This is a genomic window from Flavobacterium sp. LS1P28, from assembly GCF_003970335.1.
Taxonomy (GTDB): Bacteria; Bacteroidota; Bacteroidia; order Flavobacteriales; family Flavobacteriaceae; genus Flavobacterium.
Genome location: NZ_RYDI01000009.1, coordinates 52,682 through 73,365 on the forward strand (window position 1 = coordinate 52,682; position 20,684 = coordinate 73,365).

Genomic DNA, 20,684 nt, shown 5'->3' on the forward strand with positions numbered 1-20,684 from the left:
AAAGTTTTTAGACATGTTTTTTTTTGGTTTTATAATATTATAAATCAATTAACACCAGACAATTTTTGGCTCGACCGAAAATGATTATTTTTGTATAAAATCAGAAATTTATAATGACTAAAAAGATTCCAATTTCCATATTAGAGTTAGCATTAATTACTCAAGATAGCGATGCAAACGAAACATTTAAAAAAACAACAGCACTGGCGCAACTGGCTGACAGTTTAGAGTACGACCGTTTTTGGCTAGCCGAACATCATAATATGGCTAATGTAGCCAGTACAGCAACGGTTGTTCTGATTGGTTATATTGCCAGCCAGACTCAGAATATCCGGGTAGGTTCCGGCGGAATAATGTTGCCCAATCATGCTCCGTTAATTATAGCGGAACAGTTTGGAACCTTAGAAATATTGTTCCCCAACAGGATTGATTTAGGATTAGGAAGAGCGCCGGGAACAGATGGATTAACCGCACAAGCGATTCGGAAAGATTTCTTTGAGCAATCGCAGCGATTTCCTCAAAATGTTGCCGCACTGCAAGAATTTTTCTCTAAAGATAATGCTATAGCCAAAGTGCGTGCTTTTCCTGCCGAAGGAACGAATGTTCCCATTTGGATTTTAGGTTCCAGTATGGATAGTGCTGCTTTGGCTGCTGCCAATGGTTTGCCGTATGCCTTTGCCGGTCATTTTGCGCCAAAACTAATGCATCAGGCATTTGAGTTTTATCGAGAAAATTTCAAACCTTCCCAATTTTTAGAAGCACCCAAAACTATGGCTTGTGTAAACGCCATAGCTGCTGATACGGATGAAGAAGCGGAAAAATTATCAACCAGTTTGACTCAAATGTTTTTGAACTTGATTCGGAATGATAGAAAACAATTGCAACCGCCTGTTGATTCGCTAGATGGGATTATGCGTGAAGAAGAACATTTTCATGTGAATCAAATGACTGCTTGTTCGTTTGTAGGAAGCAAAAAGAAATTAGAAACAGAATTGAAACAATTTATCGAATATACGCAAATTGATGAATTGATGATTACAAGCCCAATTTTTGATCATGAAGACAAATTGAAAAGCATTCGAATCATGAAAGAAGTTATGGATACAATTAATAAGAAATAAAAACTATAAGACATTCTTTCTCAAAGCATAAAGAAACTTAATTGACTTATATGGTAAAAAAAATTAATCAGATAAGCCATGTAAGCAAAGATCAATTTTTAAATTTTGCTATTTAGAATATAAATAGATACAAAGAAACCCTGCAACGTTACATTGCAGGGTTTCTAATTTACAGCTTAATAATTAAAAATTCAACATTGATAATTAATTATTTAAGGCTTCCCACCATATCTTCGGGTTTAACCCAAGCATCAAAATCTTCTGGAGTTACGTAGCCTAGACGAACAGCTTCTTCTTTGAGAGTTGTTCCGTTTTTATGTGCAGTTTGTGCAATTTCAGCTGATTTGTAATACCCAATTTTAGTATTCAAAGCCGTAACTAACATCAATGAGTTGTCAACTAATTCTTGAATACGTTTGTAGTTAGGTGCAATTCCTTGTGCACAATGTTCGTCAAAAGACATACAAGCATCACCAAGTAATCTGGCTGATTGCAAGAAATTTGCAGCCATCAAAGGTTTGAAAACATTCAATTCATAATGACCTTGCATTCCTCCCACAGAGATGGCAACATCATTACCCATCACTTGTGCGCAAACCATTGTCAATGCTTCACATTGTGTTGGGTTTACTTTTCCTGGCATGATGGAAGATCCCGGCTCATTTTCAGGAATAAGGATTTCTCCAATTCCGGAGCGTGGTCCAGAAGCCAGCATACGGACGTCATTGGCAATTTTATTCAATGAAACGGCCAGTTGCTTGAGGGCACCGTGCGTTTCTACAATGGCATCGTGTGCGGCAAGTGCTTCAAATTTATTTTCGGCAGTTACAAATGGATGTCCGGTAAATTCAGCGATGTATTCGGCAACTTTTACATCGTATCCATCAGGAGTATTCAATCCTGTTCCTACGGCTGTTCCTCCTAAAGCCACTTCGGATAAGTGTGCCAATGTATTTTTAACCGCTTTCAAACCGTAGTTCAATTGTGCTACATATCCTGAAATTTCCTGACCTAATGTTAGTGGCGTAGCATCCATTAAATGTGTCCGACCTATTTTGACTACTGTATTAAATTCAACTGCTTTGGCATGAAGCGTGTCTCTTAATTTTTCAACTCCGGGAATAGTAACTTCAACTACTGCTTTGTAGGCTGCAATGTGCATTCCGGTAGGGAAGGTGTCATTTGAAGATTGGGATTTATTCACATCATCATTGGCTTTGATGAATTGTTCGCCTTCGCCAATGTTGAATCCTTTGAGAACTTGAGCACGATTGGCAACTACTTCGTTCACGTTCATATTACTTTGTGTACCAGAACCCGTTTGCCAAATTACCAATGGGAATTCATCATCTAGTTTTCCAGCTAGAATTTCATCACAAACCGCAGCAATGGCATCTCTTTTTTCGACTGGTAAAACTCCTAAATCACAATTGGCATACGCTGCTGCTTTTTTAAGATATGCAAAACCTTCCACGATTTCTTTTGGCATGGAAGCTGATGGGCCTATTTTGAAGTTGTTCCTGGAACGTTCTGTTTGTGCACCCCAGTATTTGTCAGCGGGAACCTGCACTTCACCCATGGTGTCTTTTTCTATTCTGAATTTCATTTTGTTGTTATTTAAAAATAATTATGTTGTTTATTACGTTTTTAGCCCCGATGGCAACGGAAATCCTTTTCTTTTTATTTTCAAAAAGAAAAGATTGGAGCGTACAGCGGGAAATAGCTCCAAATTCTGAGTTCAAAAATACGGATAATTCCTTTTTTATAAAAATTGATTGATAGTTTTTATGGTTTTTTATTGGTACGAAAAGGAATTAAACTTACATTTGTGGCTACATTCAAAAATTCCGGAAAACATGTTTGAATTTTCACAGTATTTAGGCTTTTTACTTTTCTTAACCATCCTTACTATAGGATTTTGGTTAATGTTTTTTCTTGTAGGTTTCGTTCAATATTGGATTGGCGGCGCATTATGGGAAATGTATAAAGAAAGAAAAGCAAAGAAAGAACAATCAGTATAATCTGTTTGTTAAATAAAAAAAGGACTTCTGAAAAGGAGTCCTTTTTTTATGCTTATACTTTTCAATTTTATTAGCTCTGATGATTTATAAAAAAAAAGACCCATTTTCATGAGTCCTTACTTTATTATCCTTGATAATCTCCTTCGTTATCATTTTGCAATTTTTTAGGCTGTTTTTCTTTTTCGTTTTTTGGTTTGTTAAAACGATATGTGAATGACAAACTAAACTGTCTGACTCTCCATTGCATCTCACCGTAGGAGTTTGCAAATCCGGGAAGGTTTGTTTCCATCATTCTTTTCCTGGAGTTGAATACATCGCTGATATTAAACGAAAGCGTTCCTTTGTCTTTCATGATATCTTTACTGAATGCTAAGTTTGCACTAAAAACACCTAGACGATTTCCTTGAGCACTTTTTTCTGCACCATTATAAGTCGCATTCGTTTGCCAGTCAATTTTGTACGGCAACGAAACTTTTGAGGTTATTCTGGTGAACCATGATGTTGCGATATTGTCAAAATTTTGTGTAATTATTTTGTTGTTGAAATCAGTATAAACAAAATCTCCTTGTGTTTCGTTTCTGAAGAAATTGAAATTCCCGTTTAATTTCCACCATTTGTACGGAGAATAATTTAACGTGAATTCAAAACCTGCTCTATATTCTGTAGCTAAATTAATTGGTGAACTGATTGTTATTGGTATGCCGTTAACGAAATCTCCGGATTCTCTTCTTGCAAATTGAAAAACATCTGTTGTTTTATTTACATATAGGGATGTATTAAAGGTAAGTTTATCCCATCTTTTGATATAACCAAAATCAATAGCATCTGAAAAAGCAGGATCTAAATCTGGATTTCCCACAAAAATATTGATATTACTAGACAAGTTGCTGAATGGATTCAACATTCGTCCTCTTGGTCTTTGTATTCTTCGGCTGTAGCTTACCGAAGCGCTGCTTTTATCGGAGATTTCATAAGTAAAGAAGGCGCTTGGGAAAAAGTTATTGTATTTTTTAGTATTAAAATCATTAGTTGCCAATTGATTGATATTAATATTAGAATCCTCAAAACGCAATCCTACTAAGACAGAAAATTTATTTATTTTCATTCCATATTGGGTGTAAACAGCATTCACTTTCTCCTTATATTCTAATGTATTGGTGAAGTTTTTATTGATTAGGCCGTCATTTTTAACTTGATAATCCGTGAGTAATTCTGAAAAATCACCACGATATCCAGCCTCAAACTGACCTCCTTCGCCAATAGGCAACACATAATCCATCTGTAGTAAATTTCGACTTTGACTTTGGTTGTTGAGGGTGTTGTCAAATTTTACCTTAGCGGTATTGGTAGCTCTATCCGTAATTACTGCTATTTCGAGGTCTTTACTAGTTGAAAAGGAACCGTCAAGGGTTAATTTATGTCCTTCTTTTTTGAATTTTTTAGTAAAATTAGTTGCAAATTCTACATTTTCACTATCACTGTTTTCTAAATTGATTCGGTTGCGAGTGTAATCAAAAGTATTGTCTGCTTCAAAATAATTCTGAAAAACATTATCCCGATTATCTCCGTTATTTTTTCGGTAATTGAATGTATTGGTCCATGCGGTGGTCTCGTTTAAAAACAATTCTATTCCAAAATTTCCATTGTACCCTTTACTAAATCGGTCATTTTCTCGGGTTTCATTTACAATATTGTTGATAGTGTTGTCCGCATTTAAATAATTGGTATTTGTAAGAGCGTTTCCTGGACTGTTCCGCTTGTTGTATCCTTGAGTAGTGAAAAGATTAAAGTTGTCAGATTTATAATTTAATGTACCACTCAAACCATTATTTTCAGGATAACCTGCCGAGCCAATAAATGTTCCGTTTAAACCGCGGTTTTTTCCTTTTTTCAAAATGATATTTAATAATCCACCACCACCTTCCGCATCGTATCGTGCTGATGGGTTAGTGATCACTTCTACTTTTTCAATGGCATCCGCAGGAATCAATCGCAAGGCTTCCGCGATATTTATGGCATTTGAGGGTCTGCCATCAATAAGAACGCGAACATTATCGTTTCCACGAAGACTTATATTTCCTTCAATATCTACCGCTACAGAAGGAATGTTGTCTAACACATCGCTTACAGTTCCACCTTTTACCATCAGGTCATTTCCTACGTTGTATACTTTTTTATCTAATTTGATTTCGACAGTAGTTTTTTCAGATCGAATAATAACCTCATTTAATTGATTTGCATCCTCCTCTAAACTAATCAATCCTAAACTGGTGTTAACCTGAAGGTTTTTTTGCTTAATTTCATTTACTTTGAAAGAAATAAATTCAATATTAATATCGTAAACACCTGGAATAACTTCTATATTAAATTCTCCTTTTGGATTTGTTATTCCTCCGGCAACCGGTTTTGGATTGTTAGGATTCAGGAATGTTATAGTAGCATATTCTAAGGGTTGTTTGCTGATTTTTTCTATTACTTTACCGGAAATTTTAATTTTTTGGGTGGGAGCTTGTTGTGCAAAACTAAATAGTGTAGTAAAGAAAAGCACTACAATTAAAACAGATTTCATTTTTTTCATTTTAAAAAAACTTTGGTTACAGTCGTTAGATTGTAAAAGTAAGAGATGGTTTAATAGTACAAATCATAAAAAAATGTTAATTAAAAAAATAAGAATTTTAGGAAATAAAGACCTCTACTTTTTCTAAATCTCTTCCTATTATTGCTTTATTTCCCATGATAACCAGGGGTCTTTCTATCAGAATTGGATTTGATAGCATAGCTTGAATGATTTGTTCCTCATTCATCGTTGTTCCTTTGAAATTTTCAATCCAAATTTTTTCTTTTTGACGAACCAATGCTATTGGTGCTATATTTAGTTTCTTTATAATTGCAGACAATTGCTCAAAAGTGGGCGGACTTGTCAGATAATTGATTACTTCAAACTCTTTTTCAGATTTTTCTACAAATGCGAGGCAATTTCTAGATTTTCCGCAACGTGAATTATGGTATATTTGTATCATATTTAGTCGTTTTTAAATAATTGTTAAAAGCATTAGATTAGAGGTAACAAAAATAACGTTTGTGAAACTAATCAAGTATAAAATTAAATTAAAATAGATGTTTATAGCGCAGGGTTTAAAATCAGAGAATACGTTTTGGAAATATATTAAAGGATCATTTATATTTATTTTTGCTTCAATCTTGGGTCAGTTGCCACTTCTGATCCTCTTAATTTATGAAACAACCGTTAAAGGAAAGCCATATCCTTCAAATAATGAAGCTTTAATGCAGTTTTTTGAGCCCAATTTAAACTTATTTTTAGTCCTGATTTCATTTGTGGTTCTTATGGGAAGTATTATTTTGGTTGTGCGTTATTTGCATCATCAAACGCTACTTTCGGTAACTACTTCACGGGTTAAAGTAGACTGGAAGAGAATCGTATTTTCCTTTTTAATTTGGGCGGCATTTACTGTTGTATCCACATTGTTATTTTATTTTTATAGTCCAAGTGATTTTGTGATCAATTTTAAGCCTGTTCCATTTGCTATTTTGGTTCTCATCGGTATTGTTTTAATTCCGATACAAACTAGTTCTGAAGAATATATTTTCAGAGGCTATTTGATGCAGGGATTTGCGAACCTTGCTAAAAACAAGTGGTTTCCTTTGCTGATGACTTCTGTTATTTTTGGGGGAATGCATTGGTTTAACCCTGAAGTAGCTAAGATTGGTCCTATTATTTTAGTATATTATATAGGAACCGGATTGTTTCTTGGAATGATTACCTTGATGGATGAGGGTATGGAACTCGCATTGGGATTTCACGCAGCTAATAATTTAGTGGGTGCATTACTGGTCACTTCGGATTGGTCTGCCTTTCAGACACATTCTGTTTTTAAGGATATTTCGGACCCATCTGCGGGATTAGATGTTATTGTGCCGGTTGTTTTTATATACCCGATACTTTTATTTATCTTTAGTAGAAAATACAACTGGACAAATTGGAAAGAAAAATTAACTGGAAAAATTTAATAAAAGAACAGTTTCAATAATTTATAAAAAAAACGCAATCATGGTCAATACAATTACGTATCAAAATGTTCATAATCTATTTAAAATGAATGGTTATCATCTAAATCGAAACGATTTATGCAGAGTAGCGTATAGTTTTATCAAAGAAGGGGAAGAATATGAAAAAGCTGTGGGTGATTTTATCCTAGATTGGTTTGACAACAAATCCTATCTAGAATTGAATACATCAGGCACCACTGGAATCCCAAAAGTGATTCGAATAGAAAAACAAGCCATGGTAAATTCAGCCATTGCAACCGGTGATTTTTTTGATTTGCAACCAGGTAATAAAGCTTTACATTGTTTGCCAACTAAATATATAGCCGGAAAAATGATGTTTGTAAGAAGTTTTATCCTGGGTCTTGATATTGATTTTGTTGCGCCAAGTTCACATCCTTTGTTAAACAATGAAACTAAATATGATTTTGTTGCCATGGTGCCTTTACAGGCTCAAAATTCATTGACAATGTTGAAGAATGTCAAAAAAATGATTGTTGGCGGAGCTAAAATGAATAAAACTCTTGAAAAAGGACTTTGTAAATTGAAAACCAAAGTATATGAGACCTATGGAATGACGGAAACCATCACGCATATTGCGGCAAAGGAAATAGGTGAGATGGCTTTTTCAGTATTACCTAATATAAAAATAGCTAAAGACGACAGAGATTGTCTGGTTATTAATGCACCTAAAATTTCAAGCGAAGCAATTGTTACTAATGATATAGTAGAACTGATCAATGAGAACCAATTTATTTTTTTAGGTCGAATTGACAACATCATAAACAGCGGAGGAATTAAATTAATTCCAGAGCAAATCGAGGAAAAATTAGCTACTATGATTCATTCCAGATTTTTTGTCACTGCAAAACAAGATCTTGTTTTAGGAGAAAAATTAGTATTGATTATTGAAGGGGAACAACAAATTATAGCTGAAACTGTTTTTGATGTTTTGGATAAGTATGAAAAACCAAAAGAGGTTTTGTTTGTTGCAAAATTCGCTGAAACACAAAACGGAAAAATAAAGCGAAAAGAAATTACAGAAAGTATTTAAATTGTTTTTAATAAAAAAACATCCGCCTAAACGAGGGCGCCGAAAAAGTCTTTTTCCGAATAAATCGATAAATAAAAAGAGGGTAAATCTTAGGATTTATCCTCTTTTTTGGTATGTTTAGTTCTAATTATAAGAGTTTTTTTAGATGTTACTACGACAGTAATCAACACATTTCAATGAACATTCTTTGTCTATGATTTAATTATTCCAAAGAATAATTTTTTGAAAAAGATCAATGATTTAATAGATTTTCCTTAATTTATGATAAATTGTTAAATAAATACTGCACCAATAATGGACGTATGGCAGAAAGTCCCAATTCGTATGTTTAAGTATTTGCTTCTTAAAACAATTTGTAGCGTTTCGGATGTTGATGTAGTGGAAGGTTTGCGTTACAACATGTTTTTTAAATATAAATCCAGAACCATTCCGGTTTAAACTGTACAGGTGAAATAGCAATTTTCACAGTCAATTTAAAAAGAATATTTAAATTAATATAAGAAAAATGCAATCTACCGGAGTTACTTAAAAGGACTCTAGCTAAGCCTAAAGTAGGTTTATTGAACCTCCATTAAAAATCAATCATAAAAAAAGAAAAAACGCTTGTAACCGATTATATAAATCCTGTTACAAGCGTTTTTTTATTATCTGAAAAATGATTCTGATCAAAATTAGGAATGTTTTTTATTAAATTATTGCTGCATTTTAAAATAATAATCAGCTGAATTTTTCCCGCTTCCGTAGAATAAGAAAAATATGCAAGCTCCTAATATTAGCAATGCCAATAGTAAATTTTGAGAATGCATTGCTCCCATAAAATTTATTATAGTAGCACCTACCAATATGGGAAGTTGTGTTATTATAGCCCATCTTGTCAGTAAACCAAAAGCAATCATTATACCACCTACCATGTGTGCTGGAGCAATATAGTGGATAAGGAACATTCCGCCACCAATCCTGTCAATTGGAGATATTAGATCATTTAAATATTGGATGTTCGTTATAAAAGAGATTCCTTTCATAAACAAAAATACACCAAGTGTTATTCGTACCAAATCCACGGTTAAATAAGTGTGCGTATTCGCCCATTTGTTTAAATTTTTTACGCTATTCATAATACTATAGTTTTAAATATTTAGTACTAAGTTACTGAATTTTAATATAATAAATTATAATTGTTAAAGAAAACTAAACTTTGATTGTTTTTTTGTTTAAAAAAATAGAATTTCAGCTGTTGAGAATAAACCACTAATAATGCCGTCTTAATTTATAAGTGCAGCGTAAGTAAGTATATTAAATAATTAAAATGAATTTGGTTTAGATTTTCAGCACGTTATATCGCAAAGGGGCTAATGCTATAACTACCAATCCTTTGAATAAATATAATTATAAACCTAAAAAAAAACTAAGTACCTGTAAATGACGGATTAAACTTGAATAATTCCTAAGTTAAATTTTTTATCAATAGGCGAGTGGTTAGCCGCTTCTATTCCCATAGAGATCCAAGTTCGGGTGTCTAAGGGATCAATAATAGCATCTGTCCATAATCGTGATGCGGCATAATAAGGCGAAACTTGCTCGTCATATCTGGCTTTTATTTTATCAAATAATTCTTTTTCTTTTATTTCATCTACGAGTTCTCCTTTTGCTTTAAGCGAAGAGGCTTCAATTTGAGCCAGCACTTTTGCAGCTTGGGTTCCGCCCATAACGGCTAATTCCGCACTTGGCCAGGCGAATATTAATCTTGGATCATACGCTTTTCCGCACATGGCATAATTTCCAGCACCATATGAATTTCCTACAATTACAGTGAATTTTGGTACAACGGAATTGGATACCGCATTTACCATTTTGGCACCGTCTTTTATAATTCCTCCATGTTCTGATTTAGATCCTACCATAAATCCAGTAACATCTTGAACAAAGATCAATGGGATTTTTTTCTGGTTGCAATTGGCAATAAAACGGGTGGCTTTATCTGCACTATCGGAGTAGATTACGCCACCAAACTGCATTTCACCATTTTTAGTTTTTACCACTTTTCGTTGGTTGGCAACAATTCCCACTGCCCAACCATCTATTCTGGCATAACCAGTGATAATAGTTTGGCCATAGCCGTCTTTATAAGCTTCAAATTCTGAATTGTCTACTAAACGATTGATGATTTCCATCATGTCATACTGCTCATTTCTGGCTTTTGGCAAAACACCGTAGATTTCTTTTTCGTCTAATGCTGGTTTTTGGGATTTAATTCGGCTGAAACCAGCTTTATCAAAATCACCTATTTTATCAACTATATTTTTTATTTTATCCAATGCATCTTTATCGTCTTTGGCTTTATAGTCGGTCACACCGGAAATTTCACAATGGGTAGTTGCTCCGCCCAGAGTTTCATTATCAATACTTTCGCCAATAGCAGCTTTGACAAGATAACTTCCTGCCAAGAAAATACTTCCTGTTTTTTCGACAATCAAAGCTTCGTCACTCATGATGGGTAAATAAGCTCCACCGGCGACGCAACTTCCCATTACAGCAGCAATTTGGGTAATTCCCATGCTGCTCATTTGGGCATTATTTCTAAAAATACGTCCAAAATGTTCTTTGTCCGGGAAAATTTCATCTTGCAAAGGCAAATATACTCCGGCGCTATCTACTAAATAAATAATTGGCAGTCGGTTTTCCATAGCAATTTCCTGTGCCCGTAAGTTTTTCTTGGCCGTTATAGGAAACCAGGCTCCCGCTTTTACGGTAGCATCATTGGCTACAACAATACATTGTTTGCCTCTGATGTATCCTATTTTTACCACAACACCACCTGATGGGCATCCACCGTGTTCTGCATACATTCCTTCACCAACAAATGCTCCAATTTCAATGCATTTCGCTTTTGGATCCAATAAATAATCAATACGTTCACGAGCGGTCATTTTGCCTTCACCATGTAATTTTTGAATGCGTTTTTCACCGCCGCCTAATTTAACTATGCTTAATTTTTGTCGCAATGCGGAAAGTAAAAGTTTATTGTGGTCTTCGTTTTTGTTGAAGTTCAAATCCATGATGAAAGAATGTTAAAAATAATTTTGGGCTAAAATACAAAATTCAACTAAATAAATTTTATTGGTTTAGAAAGAAAACGGAATATTTTTTTGATTTAAAAACAAAAAAACAGAAGTTACCTCCTGCTTTTTTATGAATTTAATAAAAAAAAAGGTTATTTATGTTTGGATTCATTTACAAGTCTTTTTAAAATTGCCCATTGTTTGAGTGCATCACGAGCTTCAACGGCCGGATACCCTAGCATGGTTTTTCCTGCAGGAATATCTCCTGTTACACCGGAACCGGCACCTACAATCGCACCATCGCCTATGGTGGTGTGATCCTTTATAGAAGCGCTTCCGCCAATGATTACGCCATTTCCTAATGTTACAGAGCCTGCTAATCCACTGTTTCCAGCCATAATACAAAACTTACCTAGTTTGCTGTTATGCCCAATTTGGACTAGATTATCAATTTTACAGCCGTCACCTAAAATGGTTGAACTGAATTTGCCTCTGTCCACACAGGTATTAGCGCCAATTTCGACACTATTACCAATAATTACATTTCCAATTTGCGGAATTTTGACCAAACCTCTTTGTGGGTCAGGCCGAAAACCAAAACCATCCGCACCTATAGTCGCATTAGGATGCAAAATACAATCATTGCCAATGTGACATCGTTCTCTGATAACCGTTCCTGACCAGATTACTGTGTTTTTACCAATCGTACATTCATCTAGAATGGTCACATTAGGATATACAGTGGAGTTGTCTCCAATTATGACATTAGGTCCTATATAACAGCCAGCACCAATTCGGGCACCAGTGCAAATAGAGGCAGTTGGATCAATCACAGCACTGGGATGAATGTCAATAGTAAATACTGGTGTTGGTGGAGCAAAGAGTTCTAGTACCTGAGACATCGCTAAATCAGCATTTTTAACTTTTATGAAAGCTCTATTTTCTCCGGGTTCTATAGCAATATCTTCATTGACCACTGCCGCACAAGCATTGGAAGTAAACCATAATTTTTCGTATTTTTTGTTTCCAATGAATGAAATTTCGGAAGCGGTAGCCATTTCTAATTGTTCAGGAGCAGTAATGTTTTGGGTAGTATTCCCTATAATTACGCCATTAAGAATCGCATTAATTTCTTGGATTGTATAAGATTTCATTCCGTGTAGATTGGATTTGGTTGTTTAATATTTTTCAAATAAAAGAATTTAGCGTTGAAATTCCTAATCTTACTAATTTCTTTAACAGGAATAAATGGAGTGGTTATATAAATTGTGAATACAATATTGTAATTGTTCCTTATCCTTTGGACATGAGAAAATGCTGATTGATTACAATAAATAGCAAACAACAGTTAGCGGTAGAGACTTTGTTGATTGAATGGTTGGGGTTAATTATAAAACAAATAGCCGGTACTTAATTATAAGTACCGGCTATTTTCTATTTATTTGACTCGGATAAATTATCTTTTCACAATCATTTTTCCATTGTTTTCTCCTTTAAATAAACCAAGTAGCGCTGTAGGTAATTGATCAAAACCTTCTACTATAGTTTCTGTAAACTTCAATTTTCCTTCATTGACCCATTTTGATAAGTGTGCAATTCCTTCTGGAAAGTCTTTTTGAAAATTATTGATAATAAAACCCTGCATTAATACACTTCGGGTTAATAACATGGGTTGGATTCGGGGTCCCATTGGTATTTCGGTGCTGTTGTATAGGGAAATTTGTCCACACAAAGCAATTCTGGAATGAAAATTCAGGTTTTCGATAACCGCATCAGAAATACTGCCACCTACATTGTCAAAATAAACATCCACACCGTTTGGACATAATTTAGCAATTGTGGATTTCATATTGGTATTTGTTTTGTAATTGACGACTTCGTCATAGCCAAATTCTTCTTTTAGCATTTTTACTTTTTCATCAGAACCGGCAATTCCTATTACACGAGCACCTTGGATTTTTGCAAGTTGGCCTACTACTATCCCAACGGCTCCTGCGGCTCCTGATACCACAACGGTTTCTCCCGCTTTTGGTTTTCCAATTTGCATTAGACCAAAATAAGCGGTAAGTCCTGTCATTCCCAGTATTCCTAAATAATACGTTAGGGATTCTACTGTTGATTCAATTTTTTGCAGGCCTTTTTCAGAGGTAATCATTTGTTCGCTCCAAGGCAAAGCGCCCAGAACAGTATCTCCTGTTTTGAAAAGATCGGATTTTGATTCTACTACAGTAGCCAAAACTCCGCCCTCTATAGGTTGGTCTAATTCAAATTGAGGTACATACGATTTTCCTTCATTCATTCGACCGCGCATATAGGGATCTACGGAATAATACAATCCTTTTAAAAGGACTTCTCCTTTTTTTAGATCGTTTAATTCTATATTTTCAGATCTAAAATCATTCAATGTTGGAATTCCATTAGGTCTTGATGCTAATACGATTTGTTTCGTTTTCATTTTTTTTTGTTTAATAAAAACTCCATTAGCCATTAGCTAATGAAGTTTTGTTTCCTATTTTCTTTTTTAAAACTAATTTATAGTTTGGTTCTGAAATCATTTATGATTCCCCCTTTTGCAAGTACGTTAATTTGACGATCACTTAAACTGTGTTTGGTTTCAAATTCTAAAGTGCTTCCGTCCCCTTTTTCGATCACTACTTTTATATTATTTCTATTGACAACATCTTCACGGAGGTTTTTAAAACGGATCAAATCTCCCTGTTCCATTTTGTCATAATCAGAAACGTTTATAAATTCTAAAGGCACAATTCCAAAATTGACTAAATTTTGCCAAGCAATACGGGCATAACTTTGGGCAATAACAGCCACTTGTCCCAAATATTTAGGAGCAAGAGCGGCATGTTCCCGACTGGAACCTTGGGCATAATTTTCTTTTGCAATAACGATATGTCCACCAAATTCTTTTTTAGATTTCATGGCTCGATCATAAAAACTAGGATCGATCACACTAAAAGCATATTTACTGATTTCAGGAATATTACTTCTTAAGGGAAGTACATCGGCTCCAGCTTTCAAAATTTCATCTGTAGATACATTATCGCCCATTTTTAATAAAATAGGAATTCGATAGTCTTGTTGTAAAGCTTCAATTTCAGGAATCGATTTGATATTTGGACCTTTATGTAATTCAACTCCTGATCCATCTTTTAGGGGAGCCACGAGCATATCAGTATTGATAATTTCTACTTCAGGATTCTCAAATTTAGGATATTTCATGCCATAGATTTTTTCCATATCTCTAGGATCTGTGATTTTTCCTGTCAGGGCAGATGCAGCAGCCGTTTCGGGACTACACAAATAAACCTGATCATCTTCTGTTCCAGAACGACTTGGGAAATTTCGAGGCATGGTTCTTAAACTGATTGTTCCGGTAGCGGGAGCTTGCCCCATTCCTATACAACCCATACAACCTGATTGATGAAAACGAGCACCAGCAGTAATCAAATTTGCAAAAGTAAAATTCTTTAGCATGTTTTGAATTGTCTGTCTCGAAGTAGGATTGACATCAAATGAAACTGCACTGTTGATTGTTTTGTCTTTTACGATCACTCCGGCAATCCAAAAATCTCGTAATCCAGGATTTGCAGAAGAGCCTATTACGACTTGACCAATTTCTTTTCCGGCAACTTCGCTCACAGGAACTACATTTCCAGGACTTGTAGGCAGGGCAATCAAAGGAACTAAATCGCCCAAATTGATTGCTGCATATTCATCATAAGTTGCTCCTGAATCGGCAATTAATTCCGTCCAGTCAGATTCCCGATTTTGGGAAATTAAAAACCGTTTGGTTTCATCATCACTGGGGAATACAGTTGTTGTAGCACCTAATTCAGCACCCATATTGGCAATTACATGGCGGTCCATCACGCTCAGATTTTTCAATCCTTCACCATAATATTCTATAATTTTTCCCACTCCGCCTTTTACATCATAGCGTCTTAGCATTTCTAGAATGACATCTTTGGCACTAACCCAATCGGGTAGTTTACCGCTGAGTTCTACACCCATTACTTTTGGCATTTTGACAAAATAAGGTTGACCTGCAATTGCAGCTGCAACATCTAAACCACCGGTTCCAATGGCCAGCATGCCCAAAGACCCTGCAGCACAAGAATGACTATCGGACCCAACGAGTGTTTTTCCGGGTTTGCCAAAACGTTCCATGTGCACCGGATGACTTACGCCATTTCCGGGACGACTGTACCAAAGACCAAATCTTTGTGACGCCGAAAGTAAAAATAAATGGTCATCGGCATTTTTAGAATCCGTTTGTAAAAGATTGTGATCCACATATTGAACCGCAACTTCTGTTTTGGCTTTTTTTAGACCCATGGCTTCTAATTCTAATTGGACCAATGTTCCAGTTGCATCTTGTAATAATGCCTGATCTATCCGGATTCCAATTTCTTGACCCGCAATCATTTCACCATGTAAAAGATGCGATTGGATTAATTTTTGACTAACGTTTAATTTTGACATATTTTGTACTTTTAGATGCTTTTCTTAAATGTAAAAATCGAGATATTGTCTTATTCTAGAAAGGATCGGATAATCCACTCACACGGATTAATTTTTTATTTACAAATTCATGAATTCCAATTTCAGAGAGTTCTCTACCGTAACCAGAACCTTTGGTTCCTCCAAAAGGTAAATCGGCTTGTGTCCAAGTTGGGTGATTGATAAATACCATTCCAGAATCAATCTGATCAGCAAGTCGTTTTCCACGTTCAATATCTTTAGTAAATATGGATCCTCCTAAACCAAAATCAGAATCATTCGCCAAGGCAATTGCAGCAGCTTCGTCTTTTACTCTGTAAAAAGAGGAAACTGGTCCGAATAATTCTTCGTGATATGCTGGAATTTCAGGATTTAGATCCGTTAGAATGGTAGGTTCCATAAAGGCTCCCGGACCATCAACTCTTTTTCCTCCGAGTAAAACGGTAGCTCCAGCAGCAACTGATCTTTCCACTTGATCTACTAAGTGTAATAAAGCTTCTTCACTACTCAATGGACCTAATTCTGTATTTGAATCCATTGGATCTCCTACTTTTAATTTAGCTAGTTTGGCTGTGTACTTTTCGATAAATTCATCAGCAATAGCTTCTATAGCAATAATTCTTTTGGAAGCAATACAACTTTGTCCATTATTGTTCATTCTACCTACTACGGCCCATTCTACAGTTTTATCAATATCGGCATCTTCTAAAACGATTAAGGCATCATTACCTCCTAATTCTAAAACTGATTTCTTAAGGTTTTTACCAGCTTCTGCAGCTAAACTTGCACCAGCGGCTTCACTACCGGTAAGTGAAACACCTTTGATTCTTTTGTCAGAAACAATGGCTGATGCTCTTTTTCCTGAGATTAACAAATTAGTGTATAATCCAATTGGCGCTTGCGCTTCTTTAAATAAATCTTGAATTGCAATTGCACATTGAGGAACCATAGAAGCGTGTTTTACTAAGATAGTATTTCCTACCATGATGTTTGGCGCAATGAAACGAGCTACCTGATAAAAAGGGAAATTCCACGGTTGAACACCCAGTAAAACGCCTATTGGGCTTGATCTGATAATGGCTTCGCCAAGTTCAGGCGCTAATTTTTTATCGGCTAAAAAGGCTTCGCCATTTTGAGCATAATAATCTAATATATTAGCACTTAATTCAATTTCACCTTCTGCCTGTGAAAATATTTTTCCCATTTCGAGTGTAATCAAAGTAGCCAAAGCTGTTTTCTTCTTTCTCATTAAAGAAGCTACTTTGTTTAAAACAGCCGCTCTTTCAGAATATGATGTTTTTTTCCAATCTTGGAAGGTATTGGCAGCTTGTACAATGGCATCATCTACTTGCTTGTCGGTCATTTCATCAAATGATTTCAAAACTTTGTTTGTTGCGGGATTCGTTGTTTGTATGGCCATAATTCTAATATTTAAAGAAGATTAATTTTTGGCTTCTGCCAAAAATAATTTATACTGTAAAACAAATGGTTTTAGCATGTATAATTCAATAATTGGTTAGGAAATTTTTACGAAGTAGATTGGTTTTTTTGAAAAAAATAAAATTGTTCTAGTTTGTAATAACAATTATTGAATAACAAAGATAAAAATATTATGAGGAATAAGACTTACATAATTCCCACATTAACTTTTTTTTATGCGTAAAGTAAACACATCTAAAAGCCTTCTTTTTAAATGTTGTTTCTTTTCGTCTTCCTTTTTTTACATTTGGATGGATGGTGCTAATTTTTACTTTTTTTAATTAAAACAAGACAAGAAATAGTAATTATAGCGGTTTAGATTAATACAATAGGATATTTTTTAAATTAATTTTTCTTCATAATAGTGTTACTTTCAAAACAGAAAAAAATTAGCATTGAAAATGGGATGCAATTGTGAGTCGTGAATAATTACCAAGCAGAAAATAATACCGTTTTCTAATGGCTTTAGAAAAAAAGGTAAAGAGTAGTATGATGCCTTAAGTAACATGATAAAATGTAGCCGCTAAAAAAAGGGTTTATCTATAAAAAAAATCCTACCGACTTTAAAGCCGGTAGGATCTGTTTTATTTTAACTAAATGGTATTTTATTCCTCTTCCTTTTGTCCCATCATCATTAGATAAGCTTTCAGGAACTCATCAATTTCTCCATTCATAACGCCGTCAACGTTGCTGGTTTCATAACCGGTGCGAACATCTTTGACTAACTTATAAGGTTGCATTACATAATTTCTGATTTGGGAACCCCATTCTATTTTCATTTTACCAGCTTCAATATCAGCGCGTTGTGCCTGTTTCTTTTTTAACTCAATTTCGTACAATTGAGAGCGTAACATCTGCATGGCACGCTGTCTGTTGTCTTGCTGCGATCGCGTTTCGGAACATTGTATTTGAATTCCGGTAGGTTTATGAAACAATTGTACTTTAGTTTCCACCTTATTTACATTTTGTCCACCAGCTCCGCTGGATCGCGAAGTCGTGATCTCAATGTCAGCAGGATTGATGTCAATTTCGATGCTATCATCTACCAGTGGATACACGTAAACGGATGCAAATGAGGTATGACGTTTGGCATTGCTGTCAAAAGGAGAAATTCGTACCAGTCGATGCACGCCGTTTTCGCCTTTTAAATATCCAAAAGAATAATCGCCTTCAAATTCGAGTGTTACGGTCTTGATACCGGCAGCTTCTCCTTTCTGGAAATTCAGTTCTTTGATTTTGTAACCGTATTTTTCGCCCCACATCATGTACATGCGCATGAGCATTTCGGCCCAATCACAACTTTCGGTTCCACCGGCACCAGCAGTAATTTGTACCACAGCACTCAAAGTATCCCCTTCGTCCGAGAGCATGTTCTTGAATTCAATGGCTTCAATATGCGCTTGAGTGGCGTAGTAATGTTCGTCTAATTCTTCTCCGGTAAGTTCACCTTCTTTGTAAAAATCATAGGCAAGTTGCAATTCATCCGTCATTTCGACTGCTTTATTGTAATCTTCAATCCACTTTTTCTTGTTTCGGAGATTTTTTACAATGATCTCAGCTTCTTTTGGATTGTTCCAAAAATCAGGGGCAAAGGTTTTTTCTTCTTCGTTTGAGATCTCAATTAGCTTGGCATCAACGTCAAAGATACCTCCTCAACGCACCAAGGCGCTCTACAATACCTTTAATTTGTTCGGTAGTTGTCATAAAATTATATTAATTTGGTTGGTCTGTTTTCAATAATTTATCAAAATTGCTGCCGTGTACTACAATTAGTGTAGTTTTAACGGAACTAGTTGGAATTAATAAACGGTATTGTGTAAATTTGTGGCACAAAAATAGAAAAATTTTACGAAGGGACAATTCGCGAATTGTCCGTACTGAAAATAAAAATAAATATGGAAATAAATTTAGTTAGCGACACAATCACGAAACCTTCACGTGAAATGCTGGTTCATATGTTAAATGCTGAAGTAGGCGATGATGTTTACAAACAAGATCCTACAGTTATAGCCCTAGAAGCCAGAGTTGCTGAGATGTTTGGTATGGAAGCGGGTCTTTTTTTTCCCTCAGGAACGATGGCCAATCAAACAGCGATAAAATTGCATACCCAACCCGGAGAACAATTAATTGCTGACAAATATGCACATGTATACCATTATGAAGGCGGCGGTGTTTCCTTCAATAGTGGCGTTTCTTGTTGCTTATTAGACGGAAACCGCGGAATGATAACTGCAGAGCAAGTGGCTGGAGCCATCAATGATCCGGAGTTTTACCACAGTCCTTTAACAAGTTTAGTTTGTGTAGAAAACACCACTAATAAAGGTGGCGGCGCTTGCTATGAACTGGAAGATTTGCAAAAAATAAAAAAGGTTTGTGATGCTAATAATTTGAAATTTCACCTGGATGGCGCCCGAATCTGGAATGCTTTGGTAGCCAAAAATCAAGATCCAAAAGCATTTGGGGAATTATTTGATACCATTTCGGTTTGTTTGTCTAAAGGTTTAGGAGCACCAATTGGTTCGGTGTTGTTAGCGGATAAAGCCACGATTCACAGAGCATTGCGAATTCGAAAAATATTAGGTGGCGGAATGCGTCAGGTAGGCTATTTGGCAGCAGCAGGAATATATGCCTTGGACAATAATATAGAACGCCTTGCTGAAGATCATAGGCGAGCGAAAGAAATTGCCGAAGTTTTGAAAAAGGTAAGCTGGGTTGCATCAGTAGAGCCGGTTGAAACTAATATTTTGATTTTCTCGTTGGTTCCAAATTGTATCGAAAAGAATTTAATTGAATTGTTAAAGCAAAAAAATATTTTAATCAGTTCCATGGGGCATGGAAAACTGCGAATAGTCACGCATCTTGATTATAAGGAAGTTATGCATACCTATGTATTGGAAACTTTGCAGAAGTTAGTATAGTACTTCTTGGAGAATTTGTTTAAAGTTTAAGGTTTTTATCGTGATCAAAAAACGTTAAACCTTAAACTTTAAACTTTTTTATTTAAACAAATCTTCCATTCCGGGAATCATTGGCATATCCATTTTAGTAACGACATCCAGTTCGCTCTGATTGACATTTGTCGCTTTTTCGATTGCTTTATTCAATACTAAAATCAAATAATCTTCCAGTTGCTCTTTATCTGCTAATAGAGTGTCGTCAATAATAATTGATTTTAGGGTTCTGTTGGCAGTCAAAGTAACTTTCAATAAACCATCAGTGCTTTGTTCGTCTATAAGAACAGTATCTAAACGTTTTTTTGTGTCTTCTATCTTTTGTTGGGTCTCTTTAAGTTTGCCCATCATTCCCATTAAATCCATGTTTTAATTTTTTAAATTAATTTGATTTACAAAATTACTATATTGCATAGTTA

At 35.2% G+C, this 20,684-nt stretch carries 16 protein-coding genes and 1 pseudogene; 6 read left to right on the top strand and 11 right to left on the bottom strand.

The window, feature by feature from the left end:
* Positions 1–113 precede the first annotated feature (113 nt).
* Positions 114–1,121 carry an LLM class flavin-dependent oxidoreductase gene (locus tag EKL97_RS08670; protein WP_126463369.1) on the top strand — a complete coding sequence of 336 codons (1,008 nt, stop codon included), beginning with the start codon at positions 114–116 and terminating at the stop codon, positions 1,119–1,121.
* 208 nt (positions 1,122–1,329) lie between these two features.
* Here the strand turns inward: EKL97_RS08670 and fumC are convergent, their stop codons facing one another.
* Positions 1,330–2,727 carry a class II fumarate hydratase gene (gene fumC / locus EKL97_RS08675; protein ID WP_126463367.1) on the bottom strand — a complete coding sequence of 466 codons (1,398 nt, stop codon included), beginning with the start codon at positions 2,725–2,727 and terminating at the stop codon, positions 1,330–1,332.
* A 250-nt stretch (positions 2,728–2,977) separates the two neighbouring features.
* Here fumC and EKL97_RS08680 point away from each other — a divergent pair, with 250 nt between their 5' ends.
* Positions 2,978–3,142, top strand: coding sequence for a hypothetical protein (locus EKL97_RS08680; RefSeq protein WP_091170588.1), 165 nt, complete (start codon positions 2,978–2,980; stop codon positions 3,140–3,142).
* 124 nt (positions 3,143–3,266) lie between these two features.
* Here EKL97_RS08680 and EKL97_RS08685 read toward each other — a convergent pair whose 3' ends face one another.
* A complete protein-coding gene (locus EKL97_RS08685; protein WP_126568658.1) occupies positions 3,267–5,720 on the bottom strand; it encodes an outer membrane beta-barrel family protein in 2,454 nt (817 codons plus the stop codon).
* A gap of 97 nt (positions 5,721–5,817) precedes the next feature.
* The gene (locus tag EKL97_RS08690) at positions 5,818–6,162 is read right to left on the bottom strand and encodes an ArsC/Spx/MgsR family protein (RefSeq protein ID WP_126568659.1); all 345 of its coding nucleotides are present in this window, start codon (positions 6,160–6,162) and stop codon (positions 5,818–5,820) included.
* A 97-nt stretch (positions 6,163–6,259) separates the two neighbouring features.
* On the opposite strand from EKL97_RS08690, the gene EKL97_RS08695 reads away from it, so the two are divergent.
* From EKL97_RS08695 to EKL97_RS15835, 3 genes and pseudogenes are all read left to right on the top strand, one after another.
* Positions 6,260–7,171: a CPBP family intramembrane glutamic endopeptidase gene (locus EKL97_RS08695; protein WP_126568660.1), complete on the top strand. Its 912-nt coding sequence runs from the start codon at positions 6,260–6,262 to the stop codon at positions 7,169–7,171.
* Positions 7,172–7,211: 40 nt separating this feature from the next.
* Positions 7,212–8,261: an AMP-binding protein gene (locus tag EKL97_RS08700; protein ID WP_126568661.1), complete on the top strand. Its 1,050-nt coding sequence runs from the start codon at positions 7,212–7,214 to the stop codon at positions 8,259–8,261.
* Between the two features lie 201 nt (positions 8,262–8,462).
* Positions 8,463–8,675: pseudogene (locus tag EKL97_RS15835) on the top strand (transposase); the annotation flags it as partial.
* A 278-nt stretch (positions 8,676–8,953) separates the two neighbouring features.
* Here EKL97_RS15835 and EKL97_RS08710 read toward each other — a convergent pair.
* From EKL97_RS08710 to prfB, 7 genes are all read right to left on the bottom strand, one after another.
* Positions 8,954–9,376: a DoxX family protein gene (locus EKL97_RS08710; protein WP_126463356.1), complete on the bottom strand. Its 423-nt coding sequence runs from the start codon at positions 9,374–9,376 to the stop codon at positions 8,954–8,956.
* Between the two features lie 312 nt (positions 9,377–9,688).
* On the bottom strand, positions 9,689–11,317 hold the full coding sequence (locus EKL97_RS08715; RefSeq protein ID WP_126463354.1) for an acyl-CoA carboxylase subunit beta: 1,629 nt from the start codon (positions 11,315–11,317) through the stop codon (positions 9,689–9,691).
* A gap of 155 nt (positions 11,318–11,472) precedes the next feature.
* Complete coding sequence (gene lpxD / locus EKL97_RS08720) at positions 11,473–12,474, bottom strand: UDP-3-O-(3-hydroxymyristoyl)glucosamine N-acyltransferase (protein WP_126463352.1); 1,002 nt, start codon at positions 12,472–12,474, stop codon at positions 11,473–11,475.
* A 302-nt stretch (positions 12,475–12,776) separates the two neighbouring features.
* A complete protein-coding gene (locus EKL97_RS08725) occupies positions 12,777–13,775 on the bottom strand; it encodes an NADP-dependent oxidoreductase (RefSeq protein WP_126568662.1) in 999 nt (332 codons plus the stop codon).
* Between the two features lie 77 nt (positions 13,776–13,852).
* Positions 13,853–15,817, bottom strand: a complete 1,965-nt coding sequence (locus EKL97_RS08730; RefSeq protein ID WP_126568663.1) for an aconitate hydratase — start codon at positions 15,815–15,817, stop codon at positions 13,853–13,855.
* Between the two features lie 55 nt (positions 15,818–15,872).
* Entirely contained in the window at positions 15,873–17,255 is a 1,383-nt protein-coding gene (locus EKL97_RS08735; protein ID WP_126568664.1) for an NAD-dependent succinate-semialdehyde dehydrogenase, read from the bottom strand.
* Between the two features lie 664 nt (positions 17,256–17,919).
* Positions 17,920–19,018 (bottom strand): peptide chain release factor 2 gene (gene prfB, locus EKL97_RS08740; protein WP_126456165.1). Its coding sequence is split into 2 segments (ribosomal slippage): positions 17,920–18,954 and positions 18,956–19,018, totalling 1,098 coding nucleotides; the frame shifts between segments, so codons are not numbered across the junction.
* Between the two features lie 191 nt (positions 19,019–19,209).
* Here prfB and EKL97_RS08745 point away from each other — a divergent pair.
* Entirely contained in the window at positions 19,210–20,232 is a 1,023-nt protein-coding gene (locus EKL97_RS08745) for a threonine aldolase family protein (protein ID WP_126456163.1), read from the top strand.
* A gap of 78 nt (positions 20,233–20,310) precedes the next feature.
* Here EKL97_RS08745 and EKL97_RS08750 read toward each other — a convergent pair whose 3' ends face one another.
* The gene (locus tag EKL97_RS08750; RefSeq protein ID WP_126454841.1) at positions 20,311–20,631 is read right to left on the bottom strand and encodes a YbaB/EbfC family nucleoid-associated protein; all 321 of its coding nucleotides are present in this window, start codon (positions 20,629–20,631) and stop codon (positions 20,311–20,313) included.
* Between the last annotated feature and the right edge of the window lie 53 nt (positions 20,632–20,684).

Bases quoted from the DNA above. Each gene is read 5' to 3' on its own strand.
- fumC (WP_126463367.1), bottom strand. From the start codon at position 2,727: ATGAAATTCAGAATAGAAAAAGACACCATGGGTGAAGTGCAGGTTCCC.
- EKL97_RS08735 (WP_126568664.1), bottom strand. From the start codon at position 17,255: ATGGCCATACAAACAACGAATCCCGCAACAAACAAAGTTTTGAAATCA.
- EKL97_RS08695 (WP_126568660.1), top strand. From the start codon at position 6,260: ATGTTTATAGCGCAGGGTTTAAAATCAGAGAATACGTTTTGGAAATAT.
- EKL97_RS08690 (WP_126568659.1), bottom strand. From the start codon at position 6,162: ATGATACAAATATACCATAATTCACGTTGCGGAAAATCTAGAAATTGC.
- EKL97_RS08730 (WP_126568663.1), bottom strand. From the start codon at position 15,817: ATGTCAAAATTAAACGTTAGTCAAAAATTAATCCAATCGCATCTTTTA.
- EKL97_RS08745 (WP_126456163.1), top strand. From the start codon at position 19,210: ATGGAAATAAATTTAGTTAGCGACACAATCACGAAACCTTCACGTGAA.
- EKL97_RS08685 (WP_126568658.1), bottom strand. From the start codon at position 5,720: ATGAAAAAAATGAAATCTGTTTTAATTGTAGTGCTTTTCTTTACTACA.
- EKL97_RS08700 (WP_126568661.1), top strand. From the start codon at position 7,212: ATGGTCAATACAATTACGTATCAAAATGTTCATAATCTATTTAAAATG.
- EKL97_RS08715 (WP_126463354.1), bottom strand. From the start codon at position 11,317: ATGGATTTGAACTTCAACAAAAACGAAGACCACAATAAACTTTTACTT.
- lpxD (WP_126463352.1), bottom strand. From the start codon at position 12,474: ATGAAATCTTATACAATCCAAGAAATTAATGCGATTCTTAATGGCGTA.
- EKL97_RS08710 (WP_126463356.1), bottom strand. From the start codon at position 9,376: ATGAATAGCGTAAAAAATTTAAACAAATGGGCGAATACGCACACTTAT.
- EKL97_RS08670 (WP_126463369.1), top strand. From the start codon at position 114: ATGACTAAAAAGATTCCAATTTCCATATTAGAGTTAGCATTAATTACT.
- EKL97_RS08725 (WP_126568662.1), bottom strand. From the start codon at position 13,775: ATGAAAACGAAACAAATCGTATTAGCATCAAGACCTAATGGAATTCCA.
- EKL97_RS08750 (WP_126454841.1), bottom strand. From the start codon at position 20,631: ATGGATTTAATGGGAATGATGGGCAAACTTAAAGAGACCCAACAAAAG.
- EKL97_RS08680 (WP_091170588.1), top strand. From the start codon at position 2,978: ATGTTTGAATTTTCACAGTATTTAGGCTTTTTACTTTTCTTAACCATC.